The organism is Cupriavidus sp. MPR-AND1C (genome assembly GCF_058809705.1).
The window spans coordinates 31718-55541 of sequence record NZ_JBXASU010000033.1; the positions used below are offsets into that span (position 1 = coordinate 31718).

Sequence of the window (23824 nt, forward strand, 5' to 3'; positions counted from 1 at the left end):
GTAGTAGCCCTTATAATGGCGGACTGCCTAACACGGTGCCAACGTGACCGATTCCGCCTCAAACCTCGTCGAGCTCCAATCTGTCGATTTCGCCTATACGGCGGGCGGCAAGCCAATCCTGTCGGGCCTTAGCATGCGCTTCCCGCGCGGCAAGGTGGTGGCTGTCATGGGCGGCTCTGGCTGCGGCAAGACCACCGTGATGCGCCTGATCGGCGGCCAGGTCAGGCCGCAGAGCGGCCAGGTGCTCTTCAACGGCGCTAATGTTCCCGCCCTCGCCCGTAGTGACCTGTACGCCGTGCGGCGGCAGATGGGCATGCTGTTCCAGTTTGGTGCGTTGTTCACCGATCTCTCCGTGTTCGACAACGTTGCTTTCCCGTTGCGCGAACATACCGATTTGCCCGAGTCGATGATCCGCGACCTGGTGCTGATGAAGCTCAACGCCGTCGGCCTGCGCGGCGCGCGCGAGCTGATGCCGTCAGAGATCTCCGGTGGCATGGCGCGCCGGGTGGCACTGGCCCGCGCGATCGCGCTGGATCCAGCCCTGCTGATGTACGACGAGCCCTTTGCCGGCCTCGACCCGATCTCGCTGGGCCTGACCGCACGCCTGATCCGCAGCCTGAACGATGCGCTGGGGGCCACCTCCATCATCGTGTCGCATGACGTCAACGAGACCTTTCTCATCGCCGACTACGTCTATTTCATTGCCAATGGCCGCATTGCCGCCGAAGGCGAGCCCGAAGCCCTGCGTGCCTCGACGGATCCCTTCGTGCACCAGTTCGTCCATGCCGAGCCTGACGGCCCGGTCCCGTTCCACTATCCGGGGCCGTCGCTGGCCGAGGACTTCGTGAGCGGAGCCGGACGATGATGGGATTTTTCACGAGCATCGGCTCCGCGGTGCGGCAGTCGGTCAGCGGACTGGGTCATGCCACGCGCATGTTTTTCACGGTACTGGCGATGTCTCCGGCGTTGCTGCGCCGCTTCCGGCTGGTGAGCGACCAGATTTTCTTTGTCGGCAACCTGTCGCTGGTGATCATTGCGGTTTCTGGCCTGTTTGTCGGCTTTGTGCTGGGTTTGCAGGGCTATTACACGCTGAATCGCTACGGCTCCGAGCAGGCGCTGGGGCTGCTGGTGGCGCTGTCGCTGGTGCGCGAGCTGGGCCCGGTGGTGACGGCGCTGCTGTTCGCCGGCCGTGCCGGCACGTCACTCACCGCCGAGATCGGCCTGATGAAGGCGGGTGAGCAACTCACCGCCATGGAAATGATGGCGGTCAATCCGCTGCAGCGCGTGATTGCGCCGCGCTTCTGGGCTGGTGTGGTTGCCATGCCGGTGCTGGCGGCGATTTTCAGCGCCGTTGGCATCCTGGGTGGCTATGTGGTCGGGGTGCAGATGATCGGCGTGGACGCGGGCGCGTTCTGGTCGCAGATGCAAAACGGCGTGGATGTTCGCAATGACGTGCTCAATGGCGTCATTAAGAGCTTCATTTTTGGCGTCGCGGTGACGTTTATAGCGTTGTACCAGGGCTATCAGGCCAAGCCGACGCCGGAAGGCGTGTCGCGCGCCACCACGCGCACTGTCGTGATTGCCTCGCTGGCGGTGCTGGCGCTGGATTTCCTGCTGACTGCGCTGATGTTCAGCTGACATGGCCGGTGCGGTCGCCGGAGCCGGAGTACTTGAAGAAGAGACGCAGATGAAAAGAAATACACTCGATTTCTGGGTTGGGCTGTTTGTTGTGGCGGGTTTCGTGGCGCTGCTGTTCCTGGCGCTCAAGGCCGGCAACATGAGCGCCCTGTCGTTCCAGGACACCTATTCGGTCCAGGCGCGCTTCGATAATATCGGCGGCCTGAAGCCGCGTGCCCCGGTGAAGAGCGCCGGCGTGGTGGTGGGCCGTGTGGCGGATATCCGCTTCGACGACAAGACCTACCAGGCGACCGTGACGCTCAACCTGGAAAAGCGCTACCAGTTTCCGAAGGACACCTCGGCCAAGATCCTGACCTCGGGCTTGCTCGGGGAGCAGTACCTGGGCCTTGAGGCGGGTGGCGACACCGCCATGCTGGCGGAAGGCTCGCGCATCACCATGACGCAGTCGGCCGTGGTGCTGGAGAACCTGATCGGGCAGTTCCTGTATAACAAGGCCGCCGATGCGGGGGCGGGTGGCAACAATGCAGGCGGCGCTGCTGCGGGAGCTGCCAGCGGCGCAGCGGGGGTGGTGAAATGACCGGCAGGCGTGCTGCCGCGCGCTGGCGCGTGGGACGAAACTGCTTGCTGGCGGCCTCGGTTGCATGGCTGGCGGCAGGTTGCGCCACTGGCCCGACCGCCAACCCGAAGGATCCTATCGAGCCCTTCAACCGGGAAGTCTTCAAGGTTAACGACGCCGTCGACAGGACCGTGCTGCGCCCGGTTGCCCAGGTGTACGCCGATTACGTTCCGTCGCCGATCCGCACCGCGATCGACAATGCCTTTTCCAACGTCAGCGATGTCTACTCGGCCGTCAACAACCTGCTGCAGGGCAAGCCCACCCGCGCCGCGGAAGACACCATGCGCGTGGCCATCAACAGCGTGCTGGGCATCGGCGGGCTGATCGACATCGCCACGCCGGCGGGCTTGCCGAAGTACAAGGAAGACTTCGGCCAGACCCTGGGCGTATGGGGCGTGCCGGCCGGCCCGTACCTGGTGCTGCCGCTGTTCGGGCCGAGCACGGTGCGCGATACCGCCGGCATGCTGGTTGACCGCCAGATCGATCCGTCGGCGTATATCGATCCCGTGTGGTTGCGCAACTCGCTGTTCGGGGTGCGTGTCGTCAACACCCGGGCTTCGCTGCTTGGTGCCACTGGCCTGATCGAGATGGCGGCGCTCGACAAGTACGCCTTCACGCGCGATGCGTACCTGCAGCGCCGTGAGTACCAGATCTATGACGGCAACCCGCCGGAGAGCGACGATACCGTGCCGGCCAGCCCGCCGCCGGATGCCACGCAGGAAAACCAGGCGCTGCCCACGCCACCAGTGCAGATGCCGGGCAATATCGGCAATTTCCGCCTGCGCTGAGTGGGATTTGCCGCGGCTCGTGTCGCCGCTGTGAGCGGTGCAACAAAGTATGAAAATGTGGCGCCGGAGGCTCCGGCGCCGCGAACTCCGAGGCCTCGCCCGAACTCCAACTCGGCGCATGACCATTGCCGGCCTTGGTGCCGGGACACGTAAGGATGCCGTACCTCGGTGTCCCTGCGTTATCGAATTGATAAGGACGAAATATGCTGAAGCGACTGTTGCTGCCTTTTCTTACCGTGGTTGCCTTTTCCGGCGCCGCCCACGCCCAATCGCAGGATGCCAGCACGCCCGACGGGCTGGTCAAGGCCGTGGTCAGCGACGTGATGACTTCGGTCAAGGCGGACAAGGACATGCAGGCCGGGAACATCGGCAAGATCTCGGCGCTGGTTGAGCAGAAGATCCTGCCCAACGCGAATTTCCAGAAAACCACGCAGATCGCCATGGGCCGCAACTGGTCCAAGGCCACGCCCGAGCAGCAAAAGCAGATCACCGACGAATTCAAGACCCTGCTGATCCGCACCTATTCGGGCGCCATCGCGCAGATCCGCGACCAGAGCGTGCAGTTCCGCCCGTATCGTGGCAGCCCGGACGATACCGACGCCACCATTCGCACCCAGGTCATCAACAAGGGCGAGCCGATCCAGCTCGACTACCGCCTTGAGAAGACCGCGCAGGGCTGGAAGGTCTATGACATCAACGTGCTGGGCGCCTGGCTGACCGAGGCCTACAAGGGCAGCTTCAACACCATCGTGGGCCAGCAGGGCGTGGACGGCGTGATCAAGACGCTGCAGGACCGCAACCGCCAGCTCGCCAACGCCAAGAACTGAGCTTGCTGGCCTGCCTGAGCGGCAGGCTGCGGCGCAGCATGGCTTGCCGAAGTGTTCTACAATGAGCGCTCCCGCCCCTGCGGGAGTGCTTTTTCCCAGACCCGCATCCCCGGACCGCTGCCAGATGCTTTCGCTCGACACCTCGCTGACCAACCGCAACGCCGCCGCCGTGCTGCGTGACGGGCTGGCACGCCTGGCCCAGGGCGAAGCCCAGGTGGACTGCAGCAAACTGGCCCAGGTCGACTCCGCCGCCGTCGCCGTGCTGCTGGCTTGGCAGCGCGATGCAGCCAGCCGAGGCCAGTCGCTCGCGTTCGTTGGCGTACCGGCTCAGCTGGCTGAGCTGGCCGCGTTGTACGGCGTCGATTCCCTGCTGCAACTCGGCGCCCAGGCGGGCGCGCGGGGCGCGCAAGTCACTGTTTCCCACCGACATTGAACCGGCATCCGTGGCAAGCTGCTGATCTGCGCTTGCTACCGCGATGCCCGGGCGATGGCTCACGCCACGCCTCGTGCTCAAAGCGGGACTGCTCCCGCATCCCCTATAATTCCGGGTTGTTCGACCGTTCCGGCATATAAGGCTCGGGCAAGACACGGTCGAAGCACCCAGGCGGTCTCCGCCATTTCAAGGAGGCCGGCGCGCGAGCCCACAAGAGCCCGACGCGCCTGCCAAACAGTATCCGGCCATGAAAGCCATCGAACTCAAAGACGTTCGCAAGCGCTACCGCAACCTGCAAGCGCTCAAGGGCGTCAGCTTCACCGTCGAGCGGGGCGAATTTTTCGGCCTGCTCGGCCCCAACGGTGCAGGCAAGACCACGCTGATCTCCATCCTGGCGGGCCTGAACCGTGCCGATTCCGGCAGCGTCAGCGTGCTCGGCCACGACGTGGTGTCCGATTACCGGTTGGCGCGGCGTATGCTGGGCGTGGTGCCGCAGGAACTGGTCTTCGATCCCTTTTTCACGGTGCGCGAGACGTTGCGCCTGCAGTCCGGCTACTTCGGCCTGACCCGCAACGACGACTGGATCGACGAGATCATGGCCAACCTCGATCTCACCAACAAAGCCGACGCCAACATGCGCCAGCTCTCCGGCGGCATGAAGCGCCGCGTGCTGGTGGCCCAGGCGCTGGTGCACCGGCCGCCGGTCATCGTGCTCGACGAGCCCACCGCCGGGGTTGACGTGGAACTGCGCCAAACGCTGTGGAAGTTCATCTCGCGCCTGAATCGCGAAGGCCACACCATCATCCTGACCACGCACTACCTGGAAGAGGCCGAGGCGCTGTGTGACCGCATCGCCATGCTCAAGTTCGGCGAGGTGGTGGCGCTGGACCGCACCAGCAACCTGCTGAGCCAGTTCGCCGGGCTGCAGCTGGCGCTGACATTTTCCCGTGGTGCCTTGCCGGCCGCGCTTGAGCCGCTGCGCATGCCCTCCTCCAACCCGGGCGAACGCGCGGTGCGGCTGCGGCTGTCGGGCTACCCGGCCGTGGAGCCGATTCTGGCCGCCTGCCGCGAGGCCGGCTGCGAGATCGAAGACATGGAAATCAACAAGGCAGACCTGGAGGACGTGTTCGTGCAGATCATGCGGCGCGAAGGCCATATGCCGGGCGCGTTGCCGGATACGGCTGTGGAGGCTGCAGCATGAAGATGCCAACCGAATTCGACGGCACGCAGGACGCCATCAACACCCACCTTGCGCCGATGGCGGTGGGGGGGCTGGTTGGCTTTCGCACGCTGCTCTACAAGGAAGTCCTGCGTTTTTGGAAGGTCAGCTTCCAGACCGTGGCGGCGCCGGTGCTCACCGCGATCCTGTACCTGCTGATCTTCGGCCATGTGCTGGAGAACCGGGTGAAGGTCTACGACCAGATCAGCTATACGGCCTTCCTGGTGCCCGGGCTGGTGATGATGAGCGTGCTGCAGAACGCCTTTGCCAACAGTTCGTCGTCGCTGATCCAGTCCAAAATTACCGGCAACCTGGTGTTCATCATGCTGCCGCCGCTGTCGCATTGGGAAATGTTCGGCGCCTATGTGGTGGCATCCATCGTGCGCGGCCTGGCCGTGGGACTGGGCGTGCTGCTGGTGACGGCCTGGTTCGCCAACCTGCATTTCGCCAATATCGCCTGGATCCTGGTGTTTGCCGTGCTCGGCGCGGCGATCCTTGGCACGCTGGGGCTGATCGCCGGGATCTGGGCTGAGAAATTCGACCAGCTCGCGGCCTTCCAGAACTTCCTGATCATGCCGGCCACTTTCTTGTCCGGTGTGTTTTATTCGATCCACTCGCTGCCTGCCTTCTGGCAGGCGGTGTCGCACGCCAATCCGTTCTTCTACATGATCGACGGCTTCCGCTATGGCTTCTTTGGCGTCTCCGACGTGGCGCCGGGCTTCAGCCTCGCAGTCGTGGGTACGGCTTTCGTGGTGCTTGCCACGGTCGCGCTGCAGCTGCTCAAGAGCGGCTACAAGCTGCGCCACTGAACGCTACCTACAAGAGCAGAACGCCAAGAGCCCGTGTATCCAGATCCGGAACCGCAAGCGAATCAACGCGAAAAGACCATCATGCTGCCTACACCCCAACAAGTCAGTGACTACATCGCCCAAGGGCTGTCCTGCGAACACCTGGAAGTGGAGGGCGACGGCCAGCACTTCTTTGCCACCATCGTCAGCGCCCAGTTTGACGGCAAGCGCCTGATCCAGCGGCACCAGCAGGTCTATGCTGCGCTGGGCGACCGGATGCGCGCCGAGATCCACGCACTGTCGATGAAGACGCTGACGCCGGCCGAATGGCAGGCGCAGGCGGGCGAGGGAAAGCAGTAAGCTAAGCGCCGGAACAAGGCGGACTCGAACGAACGAATACGGACCAACAAGCTGGCCGCCCGACAGGCCGGACATGACAATCAGGGGCCGCGCCACGCGCGCGGCGGCCCACGGGTATCAGATGCTGCGGCGGCGCGCCTTGACGCACCGCTACGGACCGTAATGAAACATGCCGGACGCCAGCGGGCGGCCGGCCGGAATTGAAAGAACATGGACAAACTCGAGATCCAGGGCAATGGCCCGCTGCGAGGCGAGATCCGCGTATCCGGCGCCAAGAACGCCGCGCTGCCGATCCTGTGCGCGGGACTGCTTAGCGCCGACACCATCTCGCTCGACAACGTTCCCAGGCTGCAGGACGTAGGTACCACGCTCAAGCTGCTGCGCCAGATGGGCATGAAGGCCGAGCAGGACGGCACGCACGTGACGCTCAACGGCGCCGGCGTCGACTTGCCCGAGGCTCCCTACGAGCTGGTCAAGACCATGCGCGCGTCAATCCTGGTGCTGGGCCCGCTGGTGGCGCGATTTGGCCAAGCGCGCGTGTCGCTGCCCGGCGGCTGCGCCATTGGCGCGCGCCCGGTCGACCAGCACATCAAGGGCCTGCAGGCCATGGGCGCCGAGATCAGCATCGAGCACGGCTTTATCCATGCTCGCGCCAAGCGCCTGAAGGGCGCGCGTGTGGTGACCGACATGATCACCGTGACCGGCACCGAGAACCTGCTGATGGCCGCCACGCTGGCCGACGGCGAGACCGTGCTCGAGAACGCCGCGCGTGAGCCCGAAGTGACCGACCTGGCCAACCTGCTGGTCAAAATGGGGGCCCGTATCGAGGGCATCGGCACCGACCGCCTGGTGATCCAGGGCGTGGATCGCCTGCATGGCGCCAGCCACGCTGTGATTGCCGACCGTATCGAGGCTGGCACCTTCCTGTGCGCGGCCGCGGCGACGCTTGGCGATGTGGTGCTGCGCGGCGTGTCGCCGCACATTTTGGACACGGTGCTCGACAAGCTGCGCGAAGCCGGCGCCGCCATCGAGGCCGGCGAAGACTGGATCCGCCTGAAGATGGCCCAGCGCCCACAGTCGGTGAGCTTCCGTACCTCCGAATACCCGGCCTTCCCGACCGACATGCAGGCGCAGTTCATGGCGCTGAACAGCGTGGCCGGCGGCGTGGCCCGCATTACCGAAACCATCTTCGAGAACCGCTTCATGCATGTGCAGGAGCTGAGCCGGCTGGGCGCCGACATCGCGGTCGAAGGCAATACCGCGGTGGTCACCGGCGTGCCCCGGCTGTCGGGCGCCAAGGTGATGGCGACCGACCTGCGCGCCTCCGCCAGCCTGGTGATCGCCGGCCTGGTGGCCGAGGGCGAGACCGTGATCGACCGCATCTATCACCTTGACCGTGGCTATGACCGCATGGAAGACAAGCTGTCGGCCGTGGGCGCCAAGATCCGCCGCATCGCCTGAGCGCACGAAAAGATAAAAGGACGCAGATGAGCCCCTCCCCGACCCAGTTGACGCTGGCCCTCTCCAAGGGCCGGATCTTCTCCGAAACCATGCCGCTGCTCGAGGCGGCCGGCATCCATGTCACCGAGGATCCGGAAACCTCGCGCAAGCTGATCCTGCCCACCTCCGATCCGGACGTGCGCGTCATCATCGTGCGCGCCTCCGATGTGCCGACCTACGTGCAATACGGCGCGGCCGACTTCGGCGTGGCCGGCAAGGACGTGCTGATGGAACACGGCATGGCCGGGCTCTACGCACCGATCGACCTGAATATCGCCAAGTGCCGCATGTCGGTTGCAACCTCGGCCGGCTTCGACTACGCCAGCGCGGTGCGCCAGGGCGCGCGGCTGGCCGTGGCCACCAAATATGTGCAGACCGCGCGCGAGCACTTCGCCAAGAAGGGCGTGCACGTAGACCTGATCAAGCTGTACGGCTCGATGGAACTCGGGCCGCTGGTGGGACTGGCCGACGCCATCGTCGATCTGGTCAGCACCGGCGGGACCCTGCGCGCCAACAACCTGGTCGAAGTGGAAGAGATCGTACAGATATCGTCGCGCCTGGTGGTCAACCAGGCTGCCCTCAAACTTAAGCGTGAGCGGCTTGCCCCGATTCTCGACGCGTTTGAACGCGCCTCCGCCGCGCTGGCCTGACGCCGCGCGAGAGAGAGCCTGGGGAATGGAGTCATGAACGAAAATTCTATGGAAAACCTCGCAATCCGCCGGCTGGATTCAACCGAGCAGGGCTTTGCCGCCGAGTTGCGCAAGGTACTGGCGTTCGAAGCCGGTGAAGACGATGCCATCGATCGCGCCGTGGCGCAGATCCTTGCCGATGTGAAGGCGCGCGGCGACGCCGCGGTGCTGGAGTACACGCAGCGCTTCGATCGCGTGGAAGCCAGCTCCATGGCCGCGCTGGAGATCTCGCCGGCCAAGCTCGAAGCCGCGCTCGAGGAGCTCGAGCCCAAGCGCCGCGCCGCGCTGGAAACCGCGGCGGCGCGCGTGCGCGCCTACCACGAGAAGCAGAAGATCGAGTGCGGCAGCCACAGCTGGGAATACACCGAGTCCGACGGCACCGTGCTGGGACAAAAGGTGACCCCGCTGGACCGCGTCGGCATCTATGTGCCGGGAGGCAAGGCCGCGTATCCGTCGTCGGTGCTGATGAACGCCATCCCGGCACGCGTGGCCGGCGTCAAGGAAGTCATCATGGTCGTGCCCACGCCGGGCGGTGTGCGCAACGAGCTGGTGCTGGCCGCGGCGCAGATCGCCGGCGTGGATCGCGTGTTTACCATCGGTGGCGCGCAGGCGGTTGGCGCGCTGGCTTACGGTACGGGCTCGCTGCCCCAGGTCGACAAGATCGTCGGTCCGGGCAACGCCTACGTGGCGGCGGCCAAGCGCCGCGTGTTCGGCACCGTCGGCATCGACATGATCGCCGGCCCGTCCGAGATCCTGGTGATCTGCGACGGCACCACCGATCCGGACTGGGTGGCGATGGACCTGTTCTCGCAGGCCGAGCACGATGAGCTCGCGCAGTCCATCCTGCTGTGCCCGGACTCGAACTACCTGGCCCAGGTGGAAGAAAGCATCCACCGCCAGCTTGACTCCATGCCGCGCCGCGACGTCATCCGTGCGTCGCTGTCCGGGCGCGGCGCGCTGATCCGGGTACGCGACATGGACGAGGCCTGCGAGATCGCCAACGCGATCGCGCCGGAGCACCTGGAGATTTCCGCCGAGAACCCGCGCCACTGGGCCGAGAAGATCCGCCACGCCGGCGCCATCTTCCTGGGCCGCTATACGAGCGAGTCGCTGGGCGACTATTGTGCGGGGCCCAACCACGTGCTGCCGACCTCGCGCACCGCGCGTTTCTCGTCGCCGCTGGGCGTGTACGACTTCCAGAAGCGCTCCAGCCTGATCGAAGTGAGCGAGCAGGGCGCCCAGATGCTGGGCCAGATCGCTGCCGAGCTGGCCTATGGCGAGGGCTTGCAGGCCCACGCCCGCAGCGCCGAGTATCGCCTCAGGCGTAACTGAGGCACAGCGGCCGGGTTCCGGTTTTTTTCGGCGCCCGGCCGGATTGCAGCAATCAGCACCGACAACCACCGACCAAAGAGGTAATCCAATGTCCGTAGTGCAGCCTTCCCTGATCGAACGCATCATCCGTGACGACGTACGCGCCATGGGCGCCTACCATGTGCCGGATTCGCACGGTCTGGTGAAGCTGGACGCGATGGAGAATCCCTACCAGCTGCCCGACGCGCTGCGCGCAAAGCTGGCCGCGCGGCTGGCCGAAGTGGCGCTGAACCGCTATCCGGTGCCGAGCAGCGAAGTGCTGCGCGCGCGCCTGAAGACCGTCATGGACGTGCCCGCGGGCATGGACGTGCTGCTGGGCAACGGCTCGGACGAGATCATCAGCATGTTGTCGCTGGCCGCCGCCAAGCCGGGCGCCAAGGTGCTGGCACCGGTGCCGGGCTTCGTCATGTATGCCATGTCCGCCCAGTTTGCCGGGCTGGAGTTCGTCGGCGTGCCGCTCAAGGCGGATTTCACGCTCGACCGGGCTGCCATGCTCGCGGCCATGGCCGAGCACCAGCCCGCCATCATTTACCTGGCCTACCCCAACAATCCCACCGGCAACCTGTTCGATGCGGATGACATGGAGGCCATCGTGCGCGCCGCCCAGGGCGAGACCTGCCAGAGCCTGGTGGTGGTCGACGAGGCCTACCAGCCATTCGCCCAGGACACCTGGATGCCGCGCCTGGCCGAGTTCGGCAACCTGCTGGTCATGCGCACCGTATCCAAGCTGGGCCTGGCCGGCATCCGGCTGGGTTACCTGGCCGGCGCGCCGGCTTGGCTCTTGCAGATCGACAAGGTGCGCCCGCCGTACAACGTCAATGTGCTGACCGAGGCCACCGCGCTGTTCGTGCTGGAGCATGTCGACGTGCTGGACCAGCAGGCTGCGCAACTGCGCGCCGAGCGCGCCACCGTGGCCAGCGCACTGGCCGCCTTGCCGGGCGTGACGGTCTACCCGAGCGCCGCCAATTTCCTGCTGGTGCGCGTCGACGATTCCGCCCGTGTGTTCGATGGGGTGCTCGCGCGCAAGGTTTTGATCAAGAACGTGGGTAAAATGCACCCATTGCTGGCCAACTGTCTGCGCGTCACGGTCAGCACTCCCGAAGAGAACGCGCAATTTCTCGCTGCCTTCCAGGCGGCGTTGCAGGATTAACACCATGCGTGTTGCAGAGGTCACCCGCAATACTTCGGAAACGCAAATTCGCGTTTCGCTGAATCTCGATGGCACCGGCCGCCAGAAACTGGCGTCGGGCGTGCCGTTCCTCGACCACATGCTGGACCAGATCGCCCGCCATGGCATGTTCGACCTCGAGGTCGAAGCCAGCGGCGACACCCATATCGATGACCACCACACGGTGGAAGACGTCGGCATCGCGCTCGGCCAGGCCGTTGCCAAGGCCATTGGCGACAAGAAGGGCATCACCCGCTACGGCCACAGCTATGTGCCGCTGGACGAATGCCTGTCGCGCGTGGTGATCGACTTCTCCGGCCGTCCGGGCCTGGAGTTCCACGTGCCGTTTACCCGCGCGCGGGTGGGCAGCTTCGACGTGGACCTGACCATCGAGTTCTTCCGCGGGTTCGTCAACCACGCCGCGGTGACGCTGCATATCGACAACCTGCGCGGCATCAATGCCCACCATCAATGCGAAACCGTGTTCAAGGCTTTCGGCCGCGCGCTGCGCATGGCGGTGGAAATGGATCCGCGCGCCGGCAACACGATTCCGTCGACCAAGGGCACCCTCGTCGGCTGAGCCTTAACGGCGTCCACCAGCCTCGCTTGGCGGCGCATTCTGCGCCGCCGGCGGCAAATTTCCGATCAATGTGGTGCCGATGCGGCACCAACGCGGCATTAGCGCGACATTAGCCCAACCCGATGGATACGCTTAAGTCGTTCATCTCGCTGCTGGCGCTGATCAACCCGATCGGGGCCATCCCGTTCTTCATCAGCCTGACTACCCAGCAGACCGAGGAAGAAAAGCGGCATACCATCAAGATCGCGTCGATCTCGGTGGCGACGGTAGTGGGCATTTCCGCCTTGCTGGGCCAGCAGATCATTGAGTTCTTCAATATCTCGGTGGCCTCGCTCCAGGTGGGTGGTGGCCTCATCATGATCATGATGGCGATGAACATGCTGAACGCCCAGACCAGCCGCACCAAGGCGACGCCCGAGGAAGAGGACGAGGCGGAAGCCAAGGCCAGCATCGCGGTGGTGCCGCTGGCGCTGCCCTTGCTGACCGGGCCTGGCTCGATCAGCACGGTAATCGTCTATGCCGGCAAGACCCAGCACTGGTACCAGTTGCTGATTCTGGTTGGAATTGGGATCGCGCTTGGCGCGGTGGTATATATAGTATTCCGCGCCGCGGACCCGATCGCGCGCGTGATCGGCCGCACTGGCATCAATATCGGCACGCGCCTGATGGGGCTGATCCTGTCGGCGCTGGCCGTGGAATTCATTGTGGACGGGCTTAAGACATTGTTGCCTGTTTTGAAATCATGACTACCATAGCAATTGTGGATTACGGCATGGGCAACCTGCGCTCGGTGGCGCAGGCCCTGCGTGCGGCGGCGCCCGAGGCGGACGTGCAGGTGGTGGACCAGCCCGAGGCGATCCGCGCGGCGGACCGCGTGGTGCTGCCCGGCCAAGGGGCGATGCCCGACTGCATGGGCGCGCTGGGCGCGTCCGGCTTGCAGCAGGCGGTGATCGAGGCCGCCGCCAGCAAGCCGATGCTGGGTGTGTGCGTTGGCGAACAGATGCTGTTCGACTTCAGCAAGGAAAGCAGGACGCAGGACGGCAGCACGCCTTGCCTGGGGCTGTTGCCCGGCGAGGTGATCCGCTTCGAGCTGGAAGGCATGACCCAGCCGGACGGCTCACGCTACAAGGTGCCGCAGATGGGCTGGAACCGGGTGCGGCAAGTGCGCTCCCATCCGCTGTGGGCTGGCATCCCCGATGAAAGCTGGTTCTATTTCGTGCATAGTTACTACGTGCATGCGCAGGATCCGGCGCATATCGCCGGCGAAACCGACTACGGTGTCTTATTTACGAGCGCGGTAGCGCGCGATAATATTTTTGCCACGCAGTTCCACCCGGAAAAGAGTGCCGCCATGGGCTTGCGGCTGTACCGGAACTTCGTGCATTGGAATCCCTGAACCTCGATAGCGGCTTTTTCGGGACCGAGTTGGCCGGCCACGGTGGCTAGCTCAATTTTCTCTTTCACTCAATCACGCTCGTCACACTTATGTTGCTCATTCCGGCCATCGACCTGAAGGACGGTCAATGTGTACGCCTTAAACAAGGCGACATGGACCAGGCCACCGTCTTTTCCGAAGATCCCGCCGCCATGGCACGTCACTGGGTGGAGCAGGGCGCACGGCGCCTGCACCTGGTCGACCTCAATGGTGCGTTCGTGGGCAAGCCCCGCAATGAAGCTGCCATCAAGGCCATCATCGCCGAGGTGGGCGATGAGATCCCGATCCAGCTCGGCGGCGGCATCCGCGACCTGAACACCATCGAGCGCTGGCTCGACGGTGGCCTGTCGTACGTGATCATCGGCACGGCCGCGGTCAAGAATCCCGGGTTCCTCAAGGATGCCTGCACGGCGTTCGGCGGCCATATCATCGTCGGCCTGGATGCCCGCGAAGGCAAGGTTGCCACCGACGGCTGGAGCAAGCTGACCGGCCACGAAGTCGCGGACCTCGCGCGCAAGTACGAGGACTACGGCGTAGAGGCCATCATCTACACCGACATCGGCCGCGACGGCATGCTGCAGGGCATCAATATCGATGCCACCGTCAAGCTGGCGCAGTCGGCGACGATTCCGGTGATCGCCAGCGGCGGGCTGTCCAACCTGGCCGATATCGAACGCCTGTGCAGCGTGCAAAAGGATGGCGTCGAAGGCGTCATCTGCGGCCGCGCGATCTATTCGGGCGACCTCAATTTCGCCGAAGCCCAGGCGCTTGCCGACAAGCTCGGCGCCGCGCAGTAAGACAACGCGCCTCGCGCGCGACAATTGCAGCCACCGGCGCCGCGCATGTGCGCAGCGCCGTGGCGGGCAAGGAATCTCATGCTAGCCAAACGTATCATCCCCTGCCTCGACGTGACCAACGGGCGGGTGGTCAAGGGTGTCAACTTCGTCGAATTGCGCGACGCGGGCGACCCGGTCGAGATCGCCCGCCGTTACGACGAGCAGGGTGCCGATGAAATCACTTTTCTTGATATCACCGCGACCAGCGACGGCCGCGACCTGATTCTGCACATCATCGAGGCGGTGGCCTCCCAGGTCTTTATCCCGCTGACGGTAGGTGGCGGCGTGCGGGCCGTGGAAGACGTGCGGCGCCTGCTTAATGCCGGCGCGGACAAGATCAGCGTCAACTCTTCGGCCATCGCCAACCCGCAACTGGTGTCGGACGCCACCGCGCGCTACGGGTCGCAGTGCATCGTGGTTGCGATCGACGCCAAGCGCAGCTCCGCGCCCGGCGAGCCGGCACGCTGGGAAGTCTTCACCCACGGCGGGCGCAAGGCCACCGGCCTGGACGCCGTGGCCTGGGCGCGCGAGATGGCCGCGCGCGGCGCCGGCGAGCTGCTGCTCACCAGCATGGATCGCGACGGCACCAAGAGCGGCTTCGATCTCGAGCTCACACGGGCTGTCAGCGACGCGGTGTCCGTGCCGGTGATTGCCTCGGGTGGCGTGGGCAGCCTGAAGGACCTGGCCGACGGCATCAAGCTGGGGCACGCCGACGCGGTGCTGGCCGCCAGCATCTTCCACTACGGCGAGCACACCGTTGGCGAAGCAAAGGCATTCATGGCCCGCGAGGGCATTCCGGTGCGAATCTGAACACGGCGAACCGACATGGCAAAGAAGTGGCTCAACAAGGTTAAGTGGGACGACAACGGCCTGGTGCCTGTGATCGTCCAGGAAGTCGGCTCGAACGACGTGCTGATGTTCGCGTTCATGAACCGCGAAGCGCTGCAGCGCACCGCGGAGATCGGCGAGGCCGTGTTCTGGTCGCGCTCGCGCAAGCGCCTGTGGCATAAGGGCGAGGAATCCGGCCACGTGCAGAAGGTGCACGAGATGCGCCTGGATTGCGACGAAGACGTGGTCCTGCTCAAGGTCACCCAGAACGACGGCATCGCCTGCCACACCGGGCGCCACTCCTGCTTCTTCCAGAAGTTCGAGGGTGACGCCGAGAGCGGCGACTGGCAGACCGTCGAGCCCGTGCTCAAGGATCCGTCCACCATCTACGCGGCCAAGCCATGAGCGAACAACACTTGAGCAGCACGGACGTGCTGGCCCGCCTGGCCGCCGTGCTGGAGTCGCGCAAGCCGGAGAACGGCGGCGACCCGGATAAGTCTTACGTGGCACGCCTGTTCCACAAGGGTGACGATGCCATCCTGAAGAAGATCGGCGAGGAAGCCACCGAGACCGTGATGGCCGCCAAGGATGCTCGCGCGGCGGGCCTGGGTCCGGAAGCGGTCGGCAAGGTGGTGTACGAGGTGGCCGATCTCTGGTTCCACAGCATGGTGCTGCTCGCCCGTTTCGGCCTGAAGCCGGCCGACGTGGTCAACGAACTGGCGCGCCGCGAAGGCCTGTCCGGCCTCGAGGAAAAAGCCCAGCGCAAGGCTGACGGCGGTTGAATTACCGCGCCGGCCAGTCGGTACCCGCAGCTACGAGCCGCTTTGAGGAGCAACGACGATGGGGGATGTGATCACCGCTGACAACGACCGGCTCGCCAGCCTGCGCAAGCTGACGCACATTCTTTATGCTCTGTACGCCATTTTTTGGCTGACCGGCGGCATCACCGCGCTCATCGCCATCGTGGTGGGGTACGTCAAGCGCGACGACACGCGGGGCACCCTCTATGCTTCTCACTTTGCCTGGCAGATCCGGTCCTTCTGGTGGTCGGTGGCGTGGGCCATTCTGGGCGGCGCGTTGTTTGCCACGGTGTTCCTGATACCGCTGGCCTTTGCGGCATGGGGCGTGCTGTCCCTGTGGATGTTGTATCGTATCGTCAAGGGCTGGCTCTACCTGAACGATGGCAAGCCGATGTACCCGGATCAGCGTTTCTGATGCTTCTGACGGGAACCCGACGGGTTCACGGCGAAATCGCAGCCTGATTTGCTGCGCGCAATGAAATTTTCATGAATTCACCGCACAATTGCCTCTTCTGCCGGATCGTGGCCGGCCAGCTGCCGTCGCGCAAGGTGTATGAAGACGACGAAATGCTGGCTTTCCATGATATCCACCCGAAAGCCCCGGTACACTTCCTGCTCATTCCCAAGGTGCATGTCGATTCGCTGGCCGATTGCGGACCCGGCGAAGGCGCGGTGCTTGCTAAAATGATGTTGAAAGTGCCGGAGTTGGCGCGCGCGGCAGGCTGTGGCAATGGTTTCCGGACGGTGATCAATACCGGCCCGGATGGCGGACAGGAGGTGTACCACCTCCATCTGCACGTGCTTGGTGGCCCGCGCGGCCAGTGGAAGGTGCCGCTGCCTTAAAACTGGCTTCAAGCCAGCCTGGCAGCCAGCCCATGCAGGACCGCGGGCCGCGTGGCCTTCGGTCAGATGCCGTGCCGGCAACCGTCGCCCGGCATGGCCTTCAGTGACGGAACAACAAGCCGGGGTGGCAAGGCGCCGCCCCAGGCTTCATCAGGAGCAGAAAATGGGTTCGTTTAGCATTTGGCACTGGCTCATCGTGCTGGTGATCGTCATGCTGGTCTTTGGCACCAAGAAGCTGCGCAATATCGGCCAAGACCTCGGTGGCGCCGTGAAGGGCTTCAAGGACGGCATGAAGGATGCCAACGGGAACCCCGCTGACGCGCCGGACGCGCCCGCCAAGGAACTGCGCGACACCACCACCATCGACGTCGAAGCCAAGGAAAAGTCGCGCCAGCAGTAAGCGCGATCCCACCCTTGTCAGCACGCCCGATGTCCTTCCTCCTGGCAGCAATGCCTTGCCGGCCATGCTCGCTTTGCCACGCTTGCCTGCGTGGCGATCTGCGCGCTGGCCGGGGCGGCCGTTGTTACGGCCTCATCCTTTCGAACCTCGCATGATCGATCTCGGCATTTCCAAGCTTGCACTGATCGGCGCGGTGGCGCTGGTGGTGATCGGTCCAGAGCGGCTGCCGAAGGTGGCGCGCACGGTCGGCGCACTGGTCGGCCGCGCGCAGCGCTATATCAATGATGTGAAGGCAGAAGTCAGCCGCGAGGTCGAACTCGACGAACTGCGCAAGATGCGCACGGAGTTCGAGGACGCCGCGCGCGATGTCGAGCGCACCATCCACAAGGAAGTGCACGAGCACGGCCAGGCCCTGAACGATGCGCTGACCGGCACCGATTCCAGCACGCAGGCAGGTGCAAGCCCGGCCGGCGGCTATGTGCCTTCCTGGGACACGGCGCACAAGCCTCACAACGGCCGCAAGAGCTGGCGCGTCAAGCAGGGCGCGCAACCCCTGTGGTACAAGCGCCAGCACAATGTACGCGTGTGGGTGCAATCCGGCGCCGCGCGCGTCAAGCGCCACCGTCCCGCCACCGGTCCCGCTCGCTCTTTCTTCGAGTGAGCATGAAGGGGCTTGTCCACACGCCGGTATCCGGCCGGCCACCGCTGTCGTGCGTTCCGACTTGCGCGCCGTGCCGTTGTATCGCCACTGATTCCTCGATGCCAGCCACCTCGGCTGAGCGGTCCACGCCATGAGCGACTCTCGTTCCCAAGATCCCCAAGACCCGCAAGACGATGGTCCGCAGGAAACCTTCATCTCTCACCTGGTGGAGTTGCGCTCGCGTATCGTCAAGGCTGCGTCGGGCGTGATCCTGGTGTTCGTCAGCCTGGTCTACTGGGCGCCGAACATTTACAACCTGTTTGCCAGGCCGTTGATGGAGTCGCTGCCCAAGGGCGGCAGGATGATCGTCACCGACGTCACCGGCTCCTTCTTCGTGCCGATGAAGGTGACGCTGCTGGTAGCCTTCCTGATAGCGCTGCCCTGGGTGCTCTACCAGATATGGCAGTTCGTCGCGCCCGGCTTGTACCAGCATGAGAAGCGATTGATCGTGCCGCTGGTGAGCAGCAGCTACATCCTGTTTATCTGCGGTGTGGCGTTTGCCTATTTCCTCGTGTTTCCCACGGTGTTCCATTTCATGGCGCACTACAACGCGCCGCTGGGTGCCGAGATGTCGACCGACATCGACAAATACCTCAGCTTCGCCATGACCATGTTCCTGGCTTTCGGCATTACTTTCGAGGTGCCGGTGGTCGTGATCGTGCTAGTGCGTTTCGGCGTGGTCGAGCTGGAGAAGCTCAAGCAGATTCGCCCCTATGTGATCGTCGGCGCCTTCGTGATCGCCGCCGTGGTGACGCCACCCGATGTGCTGTCCCAGTTGTTGCTGGCGGTGCCTTTGATTGCGCTCTATGAGCTGGGGCTGATCATGGCGCGATTCACCACAAAGCCCGTTGCCGCGGACGCTGCAGCCAGCGAAGCCCAGCCGGATTGACGGCCGGTCCGAATGGCGAGAACAAGGCTTGGCACCGTAACTTTTGCACCAAAATGGTGAAAAACGTCGTCTATGCTGTTGCGACATCACAACAAAATGTGTCCGTAACCATGGTTAACGATGAAAAAGCCTTCTAGCGGCCGGGGGCGCTGACCCATAATACGCAGCAGACGTGAAGGTAAATGCGTCGCCCAAGCACTTGGGCAAGCCAAGATTTCCCAATCAGTTGACAAGGAAAGTGTCGATATGAAGATGAAACTGTTTGCAGCCGCTGTAGCTGCCCTGGCCGCTGGTGGTGCGTATGCCCAATCGAGCGTGACCCTGTACGGCGTGGTTGACGCTGGTATTTCGTACAACAACAAGGCTAACGCAGCCGGTGACAACCTGTACCGCATGACGTCGGGCAACCAATCGGGTTCGCGTTGGGGCCTGCGTGGCGTGGAAGATCTGGGTGGCGGCCTGAAGGGCATTTTCGTCCTGGAAAGCGGCTTCAACACCGACACCGGCGGTCAAGCTGACTCCAGCCGCCTGTTCAATCGTAATGCATACGTTGGCCTGCAGAACCAATGGGGCACGGTCACCCTGGGTCGTCAACAGACCCTGATGTATGACTTCGGCCTGGCCTACGATCCGATGGCGATTTCGACTCGCTACTCGATCACCTCGACCGCAGCTGAATTCGCTCAGCGTGCTGACAACGCCGTCAAGTACGTCGGCACGTTCGGCGGCCTGACCGTCGCTGGTCTGTACAGCTTCACCAACAACGGCCAAGAAGTTGCTGGTCAGTTCCGCAGTGGCCGCGAATACAGCGTGAGCGCAAGCTACGCAGCAGGCCCGTTCTCGGTTGGTGCTTTCTATGACCAGACGAACAACACTGGTGCTGACGCCGCAAACGCGGCTCTGATCCGCCGCGCCAGCGTTGCTGGTACGTACGCATTCGGCCCGGCCAAGGTGTACGCTGGCTACCGTTACGCTCACGCCTTCAACGGCGCAAGCCTGGTTGGCGCATCGGCCCTGAACGCCGCTGGCGTGTCGACGGCATTGACGAACTCGGCTTCGAGCGTGTACTGGGCTGGCCTGGGTTACCAGCTGACCCCGGCGTTCTCGCTGACCGGCGCTGTGTACTATCAAGACTTCCGTCAAACGAGCGCAGATCCGTGGCAATTCGTCGCTACGGCTGACTACGCTCTGTCGAAGCGTACCGACCTGTACACCTCGCTGTCGTACGTGAAGAACAAGAACGGCTCGTCGCTGGGCGTGGACGGTTTCAACACCTCCAGCACGACCAACGTGCAGCAAGGCGCGAACCAGTTCGGCGCTACCGTTGGTATCCGCCACAAGTTCTAATTTAATGCGGGCGCAAGCCCGCTTTAGATTGGCTTGAATGCAAAATGCCGACATCCGCAAGGATGTCGGCATTTTGTTTTGTGCGCGCCGTATCGAGGATGGCGTGCAATGAGGGATCTCGGATGAAGCCCGGCGCTGGTTAGTCACGGTGCACTGCCTCGATGTCACATAAGCGGTGCGCATGAACCTCTCGTGCATTTCCCCGCATCCCCGCGCATGGCGAGGCCCGGGGTGTTCGGATTCGCCGTTGCCACCACCTTCCGGCCAGTAGTGCCGCGCTCCCTGGGCGCTCTCCCATGCCCGGCGACTTGGCAGGATGTCCTTTCCGGGCGCTCGTAGCGCAACGCCAGGTTCGCTTACCCGGCTTGATACGCGTCGCCGTCAGGCCTTAAAACAAAAAACCCCGCCACAAAGGGCGGGGTTGGGCGGCTTGCGGCGATGGCAGGGTAGGATGGTAGGATCTTCTGAAAGCTCAACCCGCTGCCGGCTACTCTTCCTCATCCAGCGGCAGGGCCCGGCGCGGCGGCGGTGGCCGTTTGCCGATCATCACCGTTAGTTCGGTCGGCCTGCCACGGCGCACAACCTTCATCCTGGCCTCCGCGCCTGGCTTGAGCTGGGCGATGGCGTTGAGCAGGGCGGTGGTGTCGGTAATGCTCTGCCCATCCACCGAAACCAGCACGTCGCCCGGCTTCACGCCAGCCTTGTCCGCCGGGCCGCCCTGGACGACGGCAGCGATCAGCGCGCCTTCCTTGGCCTCGAGGCCGAACGACTCGGCGATCTCGGGGGTCATGTCCTGAGGCTCCACGCCAATCCAGCCGCGGGTCACGGAGCCGGTCGAGATGATGGATTCCATCACTTGCTTGGCCGTGGACACCGGAATGGCGAAGCCGATGCCCAGCGAGCCGCCGGAGCGCGAATAAATGGCCGTGTTGACGCCCAGCAGATTGCCCTGCGCGTCGACCAGCGCGCCGCCGGAGTTGCCCGGGTTGATCGCCGCGTCGGTCTGGATGAAGTTCTCGAAGGTGTTGATGCCCAGGTGGCTGCGGCCCAGCGCCGAGACAATGCCCATGGTGACGGTCTGGCCGACGCCGAAGGGGTTTCCGATGGCCAGCACCACGTCGCCTACCTTGACGTTCTCGATACGTCCCAGCGTGATCGCCGGCAGTTCCTTGAGTGTGATCTTGAGCACGGCCAGGTCGGTTTCCGGGTCCGAACCCACAACTTTGGCGTTGGCCTTGCGGCCATCGGTCAGGGCGACTTCGATTTCGTCGGCGCCGTCCACCACGTGGTGGTTGGTTAGAATGTAGCCTTCCGCGCTGACGATGACGCCCGAGCCAAGGCTCGACACCGGCTCCCGCCGCTCCGGCAGGCGATCGCCAAAGAAGAAGCGGAACCAGGGGTCTTCTGCCTGCGGATTGGGCGTTTGCTTATTGCCGTTCTTGCTGGTGAAGATGTTGACCACCGCCGGCATCGCCTGCTGGGCCGCCTCGCTGTATGAGCCCGGCGCGGAGGAGCCGGCCACATTGGGGACGACTTCCTTCAGCGCAACGATGGGCGAACCGGATTGCACGGCCACCCGGCCACGCTGCAGCCATTCGGGTTTGAGCGTGGCCACGACGAACCACACTGCCAGCACAACGGTGACAGCCTGAGCAAAGAACAGCCAAAAGCGGCGCAACATATTGGATTTTGGGCAGAATATGAAAACAAAAGATCTTGAATTGTACTTGAACGACCTGCTTCAAGTACCTCGATACAAAGACTATTGCCCGAACGGATGGCAAGTGCAAGGCCGCCCCGAGGTAGAGCACATCGCCACCGGCGTGACCGCAAGCCTGGCCCTGGTCGAAGCCGCGATCGAGGCCGGCGCCGATGCCATCCTGGTCCATCACGGCTATTTCTGGAAAAACGAGGACGCCCGCGTGATCGGGCAAAAGCACGCGCGTTTGAAGCGGCTTCTGGGCGCCGACGTGAACCTGCTCGCCTATCACCTGCCGCTCGACGACCATCCCGAGTTCGGCAACAACGCCCAGCTTGGATTGCAGCTCGGCTTCACCCCCACCGGGCGCTTCGGCGACGGCCAGCTTGGCTGGACCGGCACCTTGCCGCAATCCATGCCGCTAGCAGCGCTGGCCGCCCATGTGGGCGGTGTGCTCAACCGCGAGCCGCTTGCCATCGGCGATCCTGAGCAGATGATCCGCACCGTGGGCTGGTGCACCGGAGGTGCCCAGGGCTACTTCGACGCGGCGGTGGCAGCCGGCGTGGATGCTTACCTGAGCGGCGAGGTTTCGGAGCAGACCACCCATCTGGCGCGTGAGAGCGGCGTGGCCTACCTGGCTGCGGGGCATCACGCCACCGAGCGCTATGGCATCCAGTCGCTCGGTGAACACCTGGCGCAGCAATTCGGCCTGCGCCATACCTTTATCGATATTCCCAACCCGGTTTGATTTCCGGCTGATCTGGTGCCGCGAGCCCGGCGTGGTGGCCGGGCCGCGCCTGGCATTGCTTCAGGGCTGGCGTGCCTTCAGGCTGTCGCGGATCTCGCGCAGCAGCACCACGTCCTCGGGCGTGGCAGCCGGTGCCGGCGGCGGTTCGGCGGCGCGCATCTTCATGATGGCGCGCACCATCATGAAGATGATGAAAGCCAGAATGATGAAATTGACCAGAATAGTCAGGAAATTCCCATAGGCGAATACGGGAATGCCGGCTTTCCTAAGGGCGTCGAGCGTGTGCGGCACGCCCGCCGGCGGCTCGGACAGCACCACGAAAAGGTTGGAGAAGTCGAGTTTGCCGATAATGCGGCCCACCACTGGCATGATCAGGTCATTCACCACGGAATCGACAATCTTGCCGAACGCGGCGCCGATAATCACACCGACTGCCAGGTCGATCACATTGCCCCGCATCGCGAAGGCCTTGAACTCCGACATCATCCCCATGCTCTTCTCCCAGTGTTGCTTTCGTTGAACGGTTGTCAGGATAAAAGCCTGCCCCATCACCGCCTGTAACGCAAGCGTACAGGCCACATCGCCCTATTTGTGGCCGATTATCGTACGTCGCGCAATCACCGTGCGCCTTTCAATGCCACATGTGCCTAAGGTACAATTTACGGTTGACGCAAAATCTAATTTGACATCCCCTGGGGTTTGGAATGAGTGACCAGCAAAACGTGAAGAACGTGGATAAGGGTCGCCGCAATTGGTTGATTGCGACGTCAGTCGCTGGCGGCATCGGAGGCGTGGCGGTAGCGGTTCCGTTCGTCAGTACGTTTGCGCCGTCAGAGAAGGCAAAGGCCGCCGGAGCCCCGGTAGAAGCCGACATCAGCGCTCTGAAATCAGGCGAGATGATGACCGTTGAATGGCGTGGCAAACCAGTCTGGATCCTGAAGCGTACCGAGGAAATGCTCGCGTCGCTGAAGAAGACCGATGCCGAAGTCGCCGACCCCAACTCGGACGTTCCCTTCACCATGAAGACGCCCGAGTACTGCAAGAACGAAACGCGTTCCCGCGCAGAACACAAGGATCTGCTGGTCGTGGTGGGCATCTGCTCCCACCTGGGCTGCTCGCCCTCTGGCCCCTTTGTCCCCGGCTCCAATCCCCAGCTCGGCTCCGATCCCGGTTTCCTCTGCCCCTGCCACGGCTCGACGTTCGACCTCGCTGGCCGCGTGTTCAAGAACAAGCCGGCTCCGCAAAACCTCGACGTACCCCCGTACCAGTTCCTGTCCGACACCAAGATCGTGATCGGCAAGGATGAAAAAGGAGACGCTTGA

General features: G+C 63.8%; 30 protein-coding genes. 28 read left to right on the forward strand and 2 right to left on the reverse strand.

The window, feature by feature from the left end; translation table 11 throughout:
* Positions 1 to 43 precede the first annotated feature (43 nt).
* The 26 genes from AC1RWI_RS18750 (at position 44) to AC1RWI_RS18875 (ending at position 20055) form a co-directional block, all read left to right on the forward strand.
* Positions 44 to 865 carry an ABC transporter ATP-binding protein gene (locus AC1RWI_RS18750; protein ID WP_043350257.1) on the forward strand — a complete coding sequence of 274 codons (822 nt, stop codon included), beginning with the start codon at positions 44 to 46 and terminating at the stop codon, positions 863 to 865.
* The gene (gene mlaE, locus AC1RWI_RS18755; RefSeq protein ID WP_043350253.1) at positions 862 to 1638 is read left to right on the forward strand and encodes a lipid asymmetry maintenance ABC transporter permease subunit MlaE; all 777 of its coding nucleotides are present in this window, start codon (positions 862 to 864) and stop codon (positions 1636 to 1638) included. The genes AC1RWI_RS18750 and mlaE overlap by 4 nt, the downstream gene beginning before the upstream one ends.
* Before the next feature lie 49 nt (positions 1639 to 1687).
* Entirely contained in the window at positions 1688 to 2215 is a 528-nt protein-coding gene (gene mlaD, locus AC1RWI_RS18760) for an outer membrane lipid asymmetry maintenance protein MlaD (RefSeq protein WP_043352390.1), read from the forward strand.
* Entirely contained in the window at positions 2212 to 3042 is an 831-nt protein-coding gene (locus tag AC1RWI_RS18765) for an MlaA family lipoprotein (RefSeq protein ID WP_043350250.1), read from the forward strand. The genes mlaD and AC1RWI_RS18765 overlap by 4 nt, the downstream gene beginning before the upstream one ends.
* Positions 3043 to 3245: 203 nt before the next feature.
* A complete protein-coding gene (locus tag AC1RWI_RS18770) occupies positions 3246 to 3869 on the forward strand; it encodes an MlaC/ttg2D family ABC transporter substrate-binding protein (protein WP_043350246.1) in 624 nt (207 codons plus the stop codon).
* A 61-nt stretch (positions 3870 to 3930) separates the two neighbouring features.
* Positions 3931 to 4302, forward strand: coding sequence for an STAS domain-containing protein (locus AC1RWI_RS18775; protein ID WP_492355174.1), 372 nt, complete (start codon positions 3931 to 3933; stop codon positions 4300 to 4302).
* Between the two features lie 247 nt (positions 4303 to 4549).
* Positions 4550 to 5503 carry an ABC transporter ATP-binding protein gene (locus AC1RWI_RS18780; protein ID WP_006159648.1) on the forward strand — a complete coding sequence of 318 codons (954 nt, stop codon included), beginning with the start codon at positions 4550 to 4552 and terminating at the stop codon, positions 5501 to 5503.
* 56 nt (positions 5504 to 5559) lie between these two features.
* Positions 5560 to 6330: an ABC transporter permease gene (locus tag AC1RWI_RS18785; RefSeq protein WP_144409906.1), complete on the forward strand. Its 771-nt coding sequence runs from the start codon at positions 5560 to 5562 to the stop codon at positions 6328 to 6330.
* A gap of 81 nt (positions 6331 to 6411) precedes the next feature.
* Positions 6412 to 6669 carry a BolA family protein gene (locus AC1RWI_RS18790; protein WP_043352389.1) on the forward strand — a complete coding sequence of 86 codons (258 nt, stop codon included), beginning with the start codon at positions 6412 to 6414 and terminating at the stop codon, positions 6667 to 6669.
* A gap of 210 nt (positions 6670 to 6879) precedes the next feature.
* The gene (gene murA / locus AC1RWI_RS18795) at positions 6880 to 8130 is read left to right on the forward strand and encodes a UDP-N-acetylglucosamine 1-carboxyvinyltransferase (RefSeq protein ID WP_043350234.1); all 1251 of its coding nucleotides are present in this window, start codon (positions 6880 to 6882) and stop codon (positions 8128 to 8130) included.
* 26 nt (positions 8131 to 8156) lie between these two features.
* Complete coding sequence (hisG, locus tag AC1RWI_RS18800; RefSeq protein WP_043350231.1) at positions 8157 to 8819, forward strand: ATP phosphoribosyltransferase; 663 nt, start codon at positions 8157 to 8159, stop codon at positions 8817 to 8819.
* 33 nt (positions 8820 to 8852) lie between these two features.
* Positions 8853 to 10190: a histidinol dehydrogenase gene (gene hisD / locus AC1RWI_RS18805; RefSeq protein ID WP_043350227.1), complete on the forward strand. Its 1338-nt coding sequence runs from the start codon at positions 8853 to 8855 to the stop codon at positions 10188 to 10190.
* Between the two features lie 88 nt (positions 10191 to 10278).
* Positions 10279 to 11379, forward strand: a complete 1101-nt coding sequence (gene hisC / locus AC1RWI_RS18810; protein WP_492867989.1) for a histidinol-phosphate transaminase — start codon at positions 10279 to 10281, stop codon at positions 11377 to 11379.
* A 4-nt stretch (positions 11380 to 11383) separates the two neighbouring features.
* The gene (gene hisB, locus AC1RWI_RS18815) at positions 11384 to 11977 is read left to right on the forward strand and encodes an imidazoleglycerol-phosphate dehydratase HisB (RefSeq protein WP_006159655.1); all 594 of its coding nucleotides are present in this window, start codon (positions 11384 to 11386) and stop codon (positions 11975 to 11977) included.
* Positions 11978 to 12099: 122 nt separating this feature from the next.
* Positions 12100 to 12723, forward strand: a complete 624-nt coding sequence (locus tag AC1RWI_RS18820; protein ID WP_043350221.1) for a YchE family NAAT transporter — start codon at positions 12100 to 12102, stop codon at positions 12721 to 12723.
* Entirely contained in the window at positions 12720 to 13373 is a 654-nt protein-coding gene (gene hisH / locus AC1RWI_RS18825; protein ID WP_043350218.1) for an imidazole glycerol phosphate synthase subunit HisH, read from the forward strand. Before AC1RWI_RS18820 ends, hisH begins: the two co-directional genes overlap by 4 nt.
* Positions 13374 to 13462: 89 nt before the next feature.
* Positions 13463 to 14209, forward strand: a complete 747-nt coding sequence (hisA, locus tag AC1RWI_RS18830; RefSeq protein ID WP_492867992.1) for a 1-(5-phosphoribosyl)-5-[(5-phosphoribosylamino)methylideneamino]imidazole-4-carboxamide isomerase — start codon at positions 13463 to 13465, stop codon at positions 14207 to 14209.
* 78 nt (positions 14210 to 14287) lie between these two features.
* Entirely contained in the window at positions 14288 to 15058 is a 771-nt protein-coding gene (gene hisF, locus AC1RWI_RS18835) for an imidazole glycerol phosphate synthase subunit HisF (RefSeq protein WP_043350210.1), read from the forward strand.
* 15 nt (positions 15059 to 15073) lie between these two features.
* The gene (gene hisI, locus AC1RWI_RS18840; RefSeq protein WP_043350207.1) at positions 15074 to 15481 is read left to right on the forward strand and encodes a phosphoribosyl-AMP cyclohydrolase; all 408 of its coding nucleotides are present in this window, start codon (positions 15074 to 15076) and stop codon (positions 15479 to 15481) included.
* The gene (locus tag AC1RWI_RS18845) at positions 15478 to 15858 is read left to right on the forward strand and encodes a phosphoribosyl-ATP diphosphatase (protein WP_043350203.1); all 381 of its coding nucleotides are present in this window, start codon (positions 15478 to 15480) and stop codon (positions 15856 to 15858) included. Before hisI ends, AC1RWI_RS18845 begins: the two co-directional genes overlap by 4 nt.
* A 58-nt stretch (positions 15859 to 15916) precedes the next feature.
* Positions 15917 to 16291 (forward strand): DUF4870 family protein, encoded by a 375-nt coding sequence (locus tag AC1RWI_RS18850; protein WP_043350200.1) that lies wholly within the window; start codon positions 15917 to 15919, stop codon positions 16289 to 16291.
* 71 nt (positions 16292 to 16362) lie between these two features.
* Positions 16363 to 16719, forward strand: a complete 357-nt coding sequence (locus tag AC1RWI_RS18855; protein WP_043350199.1) for a histidine triad nucleotide-binding protein — start codon at positions 16363 to 16365, stop codon at positions 16717 to 16719.
* A gap of 163 nt (positions 16720 to 16882) precedes the next feature.
* Positions 16883 to 17119 (forward strand): Sec-independent protein translocase subunit TatA, encoded by a 237-nt coding sequence (tatA, locus tag AC1RWI_RS18860; protein WP_043350196.1) that lies wholly within the window; start codon positions 16883 to 16885, stop codon positions 17117 to 17119.
* Between the two features lie 151 nt (positions 17120 to 17270).
* A complete protein-coding gene (gene tatB, locus AC1RWI_RS18865) occupies positions 17271 to 17780 on the forward strand; it encodes a Sec-independent protein translocase protein TatB (RefSeq protein ID WP_492867995.1) in 510 nt (169 codons plus the stop codon).
* Positions 17781 to 17910: 130 nt separating this feature from the next.
* On the forward strand, positions 17911 to 18708 hold the full coding sequence (gene tatC, locus AC1RWI_RS18870) for a twin-arginine translocase subunit TatC (RefSeq protein WP_150985700.1): 798 nt from the start codon (positions 17911 to 17913) through the stop codon (positions 18706 to 18708).
* Between the two features lie 246 nt (positions 18709 to 18954).
* The gene (locus tag AC1RWI_RS18875; RefSeq protein ID WP_043350185.1) at positions 18955 to 20055 is read left to right on the forward strand and encodes a porin; all 1101 of its coding nucleotides are present in this window, start codon (positions 18955 to 18957) and stop codon (positions 20053 to 20055) included.
* 487 nt (positions 20056 to 20542) lie between these two features.
* Here AC1RWI_RS18875 and AC1RWI_RS18880 read toward each other — a convergent pair whose 3' ends face one another.
* A complete protein-coding gene (locus AC1RWI_RS18880) occupies positions 20543 to 21736 on the reverse strand; it encodes a Do family serine endopeptidase (protein ID WP_043350181.1) in 1194 nt (397 codons plus the stop codon).
* A 19-nt stretch (positions 21737 to 21755) separates the two neighbouring features.
* On the opposite strand from AC1RWI_RS18880, the gene AC1RWI_RS18885 reads away from it, so the two are divergent.
* Positions 21756 to 22502, forward strand: coding sequence for a Nif3-like dinuclear metal center hexameric protein (locus AC1RWI_RS18885; RefSeq protein ID WP_043352388.1), 747 nt, complete (start codon positions 21756 to 21758; stop codon positions 22500 to 22502).
* A 60-nt stretch (positions 22503 to 22562) separates the two neighbouring features.
* On the opposite strand, the gene mscL is transcribed toward AC1RWI_RS18885, so the two are convergent.
* Positions 22563 to 22994 carry a large conductance mechanosensitive channel protein MscL gene (gene mscL / locus AC1RWI_RS18890; RefSeq protein ID WP_043350178.1) on the reverse strand — a complete coding sequence of 144 codons (432 nt, stop codon included), beginning with the start codon at positions 22992 to 22994 and terminating at the stop codon, positions 22563 to 22565.
* Between the two features lie 212 nt (positions 22995 to 23206).
* Between mscL and petA the strand changes: the two genes are divergently transcribed.
* A complete protein-coding gene (gene petA / locus AC1RWI_RS18895; protein WP_043350175.1) occupies positions 23207 to 23824 on the forward strand; it encodes a ubiquinol-cytochrome c reductase iron-sulfur subunit in 618 nt (205 codons plus the stop codon).

Bases quoted from the DNA above. Each gene is read 5' to 3' on its own strand.
- mlaE (WP_043350253.1), top strand. From the start codon at position 862: ATGATGGGATTTTTCACGAGCATCGGCTCCGCGGTGCGGCAGTCGGTC.
- mlaD (WP_043352390.1), top strand. From the start codon at position 1,688: ATGAAAAGAAATACACTCGATTTCTGGGTTGGGCTGTTTGTTGTGGCG.
- AC1RWI_RS18765 (WP_043350250.1), top strand. From the start codon at position 2,212: ATGACCGGCAGGCGTGCTGCCGCGCGCTGGCGCGTGGGACGAAACTGC.
- AC1RWI_RS18770 (WP_043350246.1), top strand. From the start codon at position 3,246: ATGCTGAAGCGACTGTTGCTGCCTTTTCTTACCGTGGTTGCCTTTTCC.
- AC1RWI_RS18775 (WP_492355174.1), top strand. From the start codon at position 3,931: ATGAGCGCTCCCGCCCCTGCGGGAGTGCTTTTTCCCAGACCCGCATCC.
- AC1RWI_RS18780 (WP_006159648.1), top strand. From the start codon at position 4,550: ATGAAAGCCATCGAACTCAAAGACGTTCGCAAGCGCTACCGCAACCTG.
- AC1RWI_RS18785 (WP_144409906.1), top strand. From the start codon at position 5,560: ATGGCGGTGGGGGGGCTGGTTGGCTTTCGCACGCTGCTCTACAAGGAA.
- AC1RWI_RS18790 (WP_043352389.1), top strand. From the start codon at position 6,412: ATGCTGCCTACACCCCAACAAGTCAGTGACTACATCGCCCAAGGGCTG.
- murA (WP_043350234.1), top strand. From the start codon at position 6,880: ATGGACAAACTCGAGATCCAGGGCAATGGCCCGCTGCGAGGCGAGATC.
- hisG (WP_043350231.1), top strand. From the start codon at position 8,157: ATGAGCCCCTCCCCGACCCAGTTGACGCTGGCCCTCTCCAAGGGCCGG.
- hisD (WP_043350227.1), top strand. From the start codon at position 8,853: ATGAACGAAAATTCTATGGAAAACCTCGCAATCCGCCGGCTGGATTCA.
- hisC (WP_492867989.1), top strand. From the start codon at position 10,279: ATGTCCGTAGTGCAGCCTTCCCTGATCGAACGCATCATCCGTGACGAC.
- hisB (WP_006159655.1), top strand. From the start codon at position 11,384: ATGCGTGTTGCAGAGGTCACCCGCAATACTTCGGAAACGCAAATTCGC.
- AC1RWI_RS18820 (WP_043350221.1), top strand. From the start codon at position 12,100: ATGGATACGCTTAAGTCGTTCATCTCGCTGCTGGCGCTGATCAACCCG.
- hisH (WP_043350218.1), top strand. From the start codon at position 12,720: ATGACTACCATAGCAATTGTGGATTACGGCATGGGCAACCTGCGCTCG.
- hisA (WP_492867992.1), top strand. From the start codon at position 13,463: ATGTTGCTCATTCCGGCCATCGACCTGAAGGACGGTCAATGTGTACGC.
- hisF (WP_043350210.1), top strand. From the start codon at position 14,288: ATGCTAGCCAAACGTATCATCCCCTGCCTCGACGTGACCAACGGGCGG.
- hisI (WP_043350207.1), top strand. From the start codon at position 15,074: ATGGCAAAGAAGTGGCTCAACAAGGTTAAGTGGGACGACAACGGCCTG.
- AC1RWI_RS18845 (WP_043350203.1), top strand. From the start codon at position 15,478: ATGAGCGAACAACACTTGAGCAGCACGGACGTGCTGGCCCGCCTGGCC.
- AC1RWI_RS18850 (WP_043350200.1), top strand. From the start codon at position 15,917: ATGGGGGATGTGATCACCGCTGACAACGACCGGCTCGCCAGCCTGCGC.
- AC1RWI_RS18855 (WP_043350199.1), top strand. From the start codon at position 16,363: ATGAATTCACCGCACAATTGCCTCTTCTGCCGGATCGTGGCCGGCCAG.
- tatA (WP_043350196.1), top strand. From the start codon at position 16,883: ATGGGTTCGTTTAGCATTTGGCACTGGCTCATCGTGCTGGTGATCGTC.
- tatB (WP_492867995.1), top strand. From the start codon at position 17,271: ATGATCGATCTCGGCATTTCCAAGCTTGCACTGATCGGCGCGGTGGCG.
- tatC (WP_150985700.1), top strand. From the start codon at position 17,911: ATGAGCGACTCTCGTTCCCAAGATCCCCAAGACCCGCAAGACGATGGT.
- AC1RWI_RS18875 (WP_043350185.1), top strand. From the start codon at position 18,955: ATGAAGATGAAACTGTTTGCAGCCGCTGTAGCTGCCCTGGCCGCTGGT.
- AC1RWI_RS18880 (WP_043350181.1), bottom strand. From the start codon at position 21,736: ATGTTGCGCCGCTTTTGGCTGTTCTTTGCTCAGGCTGTCACCGTTGTG.
- AC1RWI_RS18885 (WP_043352388.1), top strand. From the start codon at position 21,756: ATGAAAACAAAAGATCTTGAATTGTACTTGAACGACCTGCTTCAAGTA.
- mscL (WP_043350178.1), bottom strand. From the start codon at position 22,994: ATGGGGATGATGTCGGAGTTCAAGGCCTTCGCGATGCGGGGCAATGTG.
- petA (WP_043350175.1), top strand. From the start codon at position 23,207: ATGAGTGACCAGCAAAACGTGAAGAACGTGGATAAGGGTCGCCGCAAT.